This window comes from Streptomyces sp. NPDC012510, assembly GCF_042955065.1.
Lineage (GTDB): Bacteria > Actinomycetota > Actinomycetes > Streptomycetales > Streptomycetaceae > Streptomyces.
In genome coordinates this window covers 1-5,046 of sequence record NZ_JBIBEN010000057.1, presented here as the reverse complement: position 1 = coordinate 5,046, position 5,046 = coordinate 1, and the positions used below count along the sequence as shown (strand labels likewise).

At 69.5% G+C, this 5,046-nt stretch carries 7 protein-coding genes; 5 read left to right on the top strand and 2 right to left on the bottom strand.

Annotation, left to right across the window (positions count from 1 at the left end):
• From ACFY9I_RS42105 to ACFY9I_RS42090, 4 genes are all read left to right on the top strand, one after another.
• On the top strand, positions 1 to 642 hold a 642-nt coding region (locus ACFY9I_RS42105), incomplete at its 5' end, for an NAD(P)H-binding protein (RefSeq protein WP_391012715.1).
• Positions 643 to 1,208: 566 nt separating this feature from the next.
• Positions 1,209 to 1,805 (top strand): hypothetical protein, encoded by a 597-nt coding sequence (locus ACFY9I_RS42100; RefSeq protein WP_391012712.1) that lies wholly within the window; start codon positions 1,209 to 1,211, stop codon positions 1,803 to 1,805.
• Complete coding sequence (locus ACFY9I_RS42095) at positions 1,802 to 2,455, top strand: TetR family transcriptional regulator (RefSeq protein WP_391012709.1); 654 nt, start codon at positions 1,802 to 1,804, stop codon at positions 2,453 to 2,455. The genes ACFY9I_RS42100 and ACFY9I_RS42095 overlap by 4 nt, the downstream gene beginning before the upstream one ends.
• Before the next feature lie 305 nt (positions 2,456 to 2,760).
• Positions 2,761 to 3,639: an oxidoreductase gene (locus ACFY9I_RS42090; protein WP_391012718.1), complete on the top strand. Its 879-nt coding sequence runs from the start codon at positions 2,761 to 2,763 to the stop codon at positions 3,637 to 3,639.
• A 123-nt stretch (positions 3,640 to 3,762) separates the two neighbouring features.
• Here ACFY9I_RS42090 and ACFY9I_RS42085 read toward each other — a convergent pair whose 3' ends face one another.
• Both ACFY9I_RS42085 and ACFY9I_RS42080 read right to left on the bottom strand, forming a co-directional pair.
• Complete coding sequence (locus ACFY9I_RS42085) at positions 3,763 to 3,957, bottom strand: hypothetical protein (RefSeq protein ID WP_391012706.1); 195 nt, start codon at positions 3,955 to 3,957, stop codon at positions 3,763 to 3,765.
• A gap of 281 nt (positions 3,958 to 4,238) precedes the next feature.
• Positions 4,239 to 4,703, bottom strand: coding sequence for a MarR family transcriptional regulator (locus tag ACFY9I_RS42080; RefSeq protein ID WP_391012704.1), 465 nt, complete (start codon positions 4,701 to 4,703; stop codon positions 4,239 to 4,241).
• A gap of 157 nt (positions 4,704 to 4,860) precedes the next feature.
• Here ACFY9I_RS42080 and ACFY9I_RS42075 point away from each other — a divergent pair.
• Positions 4,861 to 5,046, top strand: a 186-nt coding sequence (locus ACFY9I_RS42075; protein WP_391012701.1) for an NmrA family NAD(P)-binding protein, incomplete at its 3' end; no start/stop codon positions are given.

Sequence of the window (5,046 nt, the reverse complement as noted above, 5' to 3'; positions counted from 1 at the left end):
CTGATCGGCGCCACCGGCATGATCGGCTCCCGCATCACGACCGAAGCGCTCAGCCGCGGCCACGAGGTCACCGCCGCCACCCGCTCGGGCCGTACGGACGGCATACCGGAGCACCAGGCGCTGACCGTCCTCGCCCTGGACGCCACCGTGCCGGGCAAGGTCGCCCAGGCCGCCGCCGGACACGACGCCGTCATCTCCGCCATCTCCCCGCCCCGCGACGGCTCCGACCCGACCGCCCCTCTGCTGGCGACGTACAAGTCCCTGATCGAGGGCCTGCGCATAGCGGGTGTACACCGCCTGCTGGTGGTCGGAGGGGCGGGCAGCCTGAAGACCGCCTCGGGCCAGGACCGGGTCGACACCCCGGACTTCCCCGCGATGTACAAGGCCGAATCGCTCGCCCAGCGCGAGGTGCTGCGCCTGCTGCGCGCCGAAGTGGGCGACGACCTGCACTGGACGTACGTCTCCCCCGCCGACGAGATCGCCCCCGGCGAGCGCACCGGCACCTTCCGCCTCGGCGGCGACGACCTGCTCATCGCGGAGGACGGCACCAGCTTCATCAGCGCCGAGGACTACGCGGTCGCCCTGGTCGACGAGGCCGAGAAGAGCACCGCTGTCCGCCACCGCATCACCGTCGCGTACTGACGGACGTCTCTCGGGGGCGCCCGTTTCGACGTCACGCTGACCGGCAGGGCCGAGGCGACGCGAACAAGGCCGCTGTGTCCGCCCACTGCTCTCGCTGCGCCTGCCTGCACGGGTGGAGTCACTGGAGTCGCCGGGCCGAAGGTGCGGCGACCGCCCTGGGCAGGGCACTTCAGTCGGCCGCCTACCGGCCGACGAGAACGGCACCGTGCCGCCCCGGCGTCACCGACGCGTACGGCGGCGGCTCGGTGCGAGGCAGGGTCCGGCGGAATCACCCTGCAGGTGTGCGCCCCGGTGCTGCTGGATCAGGCCTGCCACGCGGGACGTGACGTCGTCGGCATCCGACGACAATCTCCGGATCTTCCGACCCGAACGCCCACTTCGGCTGCCTGATGAACCTGGGCCTTCCCTGGGCCCGGGCCAACCCTTGGCATCGGGCCTGCAGCCGCTTTCCGCGGCCCGGGACCGGTTGCTGCCGGGCTCGGCACCGACCGCCGGGCTCCGGCACGGCCGTGACACCGAGGAGATCGAGGACTTCTCGTACGCGGAGTTGGTCCACCGCAGGGACCGTGACCAACGCATCCTGCGCGCCACCGGTGAATGGGAGCGCCCGTGGCCGTGGCTCGCCCTGCCTGCCGCTGGACCCGGACTGCTTCTACCGCCCGCTGCTGGACTTCGGTGACAGGCCCGGCACCCGGCCCGCCACATGTTCAGGCGTCCGGGTGCCGATACGGCTGTCACAAGGGCGCGCCGCGTTCCTGTTCGCCGGCATGGGCTCCGACGCACACGGCAAACAGGAACTGCCTGTGCAACTGCTCAGGGAGGCCCGCCTGTTCTGCGACCTTCCCGCACAGGCAGTCCGCATCGGGGAACTGCAGCACGTCGCCCAGCTCATCGACGACGGCACCCTCACACTCACCGCCGTGGGCGACGTCCTGACCGGGCAGACCGAGGGGCGCCACAGCGAGCAGGGCATCACCGTGTTCGACAGCTCCGGCATCGCCCTGCAAGACCTCCAGACGGTGAGACGGCGGGACGGCGGGACGGCGAGCCCCAAGCCAAATGTGCATCATGATGCACACATGCATCAGCGATGCATCTATAGAATGGAGCCTGCGCGAATCGAGTACACCGACCACGACTTCCAGGCGAGGGAACACACGTGACCCGTTCACCCGCGGCAGCCAAGAGCCCGACAGGCCCGACGCAGCAGCCGATGGGCCGCAGGGAGCGGCAGCGGCAGCGGATCCGCTCCGCGATCCTGGATGCCGCCCTGGAGTTGTTCGCAGAACAGGGGTACGCCGCCACGACCATCGACCAGATCGCGGAACGTGCCGACCTTGCCCGCCGAACCGTCTTCAACCACTTCCCCCGCAAGCGCGACATGCTGGATGCCTGGCGGATCGAGCGCCGGGATCTAGTGGCCGCCCGGCTGGGTGACGGCGGCGTCCGCCGGGTCCCCGCCCGCCGCCAGCTCGAACTCCAGATGGAGGCCCTGGCCAAGGTGAACGAGGAGAACCCCAGGATGGCCCGCGTCCTCTCGCTGGGCTGGCTGAGCGAACTGGGGACTTTCGACAGCCCCTTCCCGGTCTTCGACTCGTTCCGCGACAGCGTTCGCCTCGGCCAGGAGAACGGCGACTTCCGCTCCTCCGTGACCGCGGAAACCGTCGCGGAAACCCTCAGCGCCGTTTACACCGAAACCCTCCACCGCTGGCTCCAGGCACATCAGCACACCGACCAGCCATTCCCTCTCGGCCCGGCCCTTCGGGTGAAACTCGACCTCCTCCTCGACGGCCTCGCGGCGCCGCAGGACTGACGGCAGCTCGGAACCGGCGACACGCCGCTTTCGACAGGGGGCCGTGGCGCGCGCTCGGATGGCTATGGAGATGGCAAAAAATATGCACCGTCAGTGCATTGATGCACTGACGGTGCTACAAATGATCCAGGAACACCGGCGCGCCTGATCGACGAACGCCCTCTGATCCCTCCCCATCCGCAACGCCCCTCCGCAACGCCCATCCGCTCCGCCTCCGTCGAGTCAGGGCAGGGTTCGGCATGGTCGCGGCAGACATGAACACTTCACCTTTGCAGCCGGCTCAGCCTTGAGAGGACCCGCACGTGATCACGAACACGACCGGAACCACGGACCGTCCCGCAGCCGGAAGCGGCATCTTCCGCCTCGGCGGCGACCTGCCGGTCCATCGCCTCGGCTACGGCACCATGCGCCTGACCGGCCCCGGAGTCTGGGGCGAGCCCACCGACCGCGCCGAGGCCGTACGCGTGCTGCGCCGTGCGGTCGAGCTGGGCGTCACCTTCATCGACACCGCCGACTCCTACGGCCCCTTCACCGCCGAACAGCTCATCCGCGAAGCACTGCACCCCTACGCGGACGACCTGGTCATCGCCACCAAGGGCGGCCTGACCCGGCAGGGCCCCGGCGAATGGCGGCCGGTCGGCCGCCCCGAGTACCTGCGCCAGCAGGTCGAACTGAGCCTGCGCCACCTCGGCCTGGAACGGATCGACCTCTACCAGCTGCACCGCATCGACCCGCAGGTGCCCCTCGCCGACCAGCTCGGCGCCCTGGCCGAGCTGCGGGACGCCGGCAAGATCCGGCACATCGGCCTGTCGGAGGTCTCCGTGGCCGAACTGGAGCAGGCCCGGGCGATCACCGAGATCGCCTCGGTGCAGAACATGTACAACCTCGCCGAGCGCAAGTCCGAAGACGTCCTGGACTACGCCGAGGCGAACGGCATCGGCTTCATCCCCTGGTTCCCCATCGCCACCGGACAGCTGGCCAAGCCCGGCGGCCCTCTCGACACCGTCGCCAAGGAGTACGACGCGACGCCGTCCCAGCTCGCGCTGGCCTGGCTGCTGCGCCGTTCGCCGGCGCTGCTGCCGATCCCCGGCACCTCCTCGTTGGCCCATGTGGAGGAGAACATCGGCGCGGCTCGGATCCGGCTCTCCGACGGCGCCTACCAGGCCCTCGTCGACGCCGTCTGAGCCTGCCGGGCGGGCGCGGTCACGGTCTTGCGGGCCGGAGAGCCGGCTGGACGAGATCCGCGCACGGCGATGAGACCCCGGGTTGCCGACCTGGGGTTTCATCGCGCGGGGCCGCCGTCCCGGTCAGCGCCCGGGATGCAGGCCGAGCCACCCCGGGGAGGGCGCCCCCGTCACCTCGCCGACGTAGAGAGTGAGCTGCTGCCTGAAGCGCTCGACCAGGCCCCGGTTCGCCATGAAGGTCTCGAAGCCGTCGAGGTGGGCGTTGTGGTACTCCCAGATGGGGCGGTAGCCCTCGTGGGGCTGGACGTCGGTGCGCACCGACCACATGGAGAAGTCGGACTGCGTCCGCTTCGACAGCCACCAGTTCAGATACAGCTTCGCGGCGGCAGGATGCTTCGCGTGCCGGAAGATGGCGGCGCGCTACGCCCAGGCCATGAACGGGTCGTGCTTCGGGACGACGAAGCGGGTCTTCACACCCGCCGCGGGGGTCAGCATGCCGTCCGTGCCCAGGGCGACGGCCGCGGTGCCCGCCTCGACCCGGTCCGCAGGTTCCTGCGTACCTCATCGGCGGCGTCCCAGTGCGAGGACCGCGGTGAGGGTCACGGTGGCTCGTTGTCCAGTTGTTCGAGGATGCAATTGGAGAGCCGCGCGAAGGTGGCGAGTTCGTCCGGGCTGAGGACGTCGATGACCAGGCGGCGGACCGCGGCCACATGGTGGGGTGCGGCGGCCTCGATGGTTTTGCGGCCGGCCGGTGTGATGGCGACGAAGGCACCGCGTCCGTCCTCGGCGCATTCCTCCCGGGCCACCAGGCCGCGTTTGATCATCCTGGCGATCTGGTGGGACAGGCGGCTCTGTTCCCACTCGATGGTGTGGGCGAGGTCCTGGAATCGCTGCCGACCGTCGGGGGTGTCGGTGAGGGCGACGAGGATCTGGAAGTCGGCGCCGGACAGTTTGTACGCCTTCAGGTCACGCTCCAGCGTGCCCCAGAGCTTCTGGTGCAGGCGGATGAAGGCACGCCAGGCGTGCTGCTCGGCGGGGCTCAGCCACGCGGGTGTGTCGTTCATGCACAACGAGTTTACCTGGAAGCTTGACATGTCATGCACTCACACCTAACGTGCATGACACATCATGTGACACGACATGCACTTTCGAATGACTAGATGCATGATTTGTCATGTAACGGGGGTGTGTCACCCCCGCCCCAACAAGAAGGAGAAGGCCGTGGCGGAGAAGAAGGTCATCGCGGTGGTCGGCGCGACCGGTTCCCAGGGCGGCGGGCTGGCCAGGGCGATACTGGCCGACGCCGGTGGCAGGTTCGCGGTACGTGCGCTGACCCGTCACCCCGACTCGGACACCGCGCGGGAGCTCACGGCGCTGGGTGCCGAGGTGGTGAAGGCCGACATCGGC

What these genes read in the sequence shown, in the direction of transcription:
- ACFY9I_RS42080 (WP_391012704.1), bottom strand. Translation starts at nt 4,703, where the DNA reads ATGAACGACACACCCGCGTGGCTGAGCCCCGCCGAGCAGCACGCCTGG.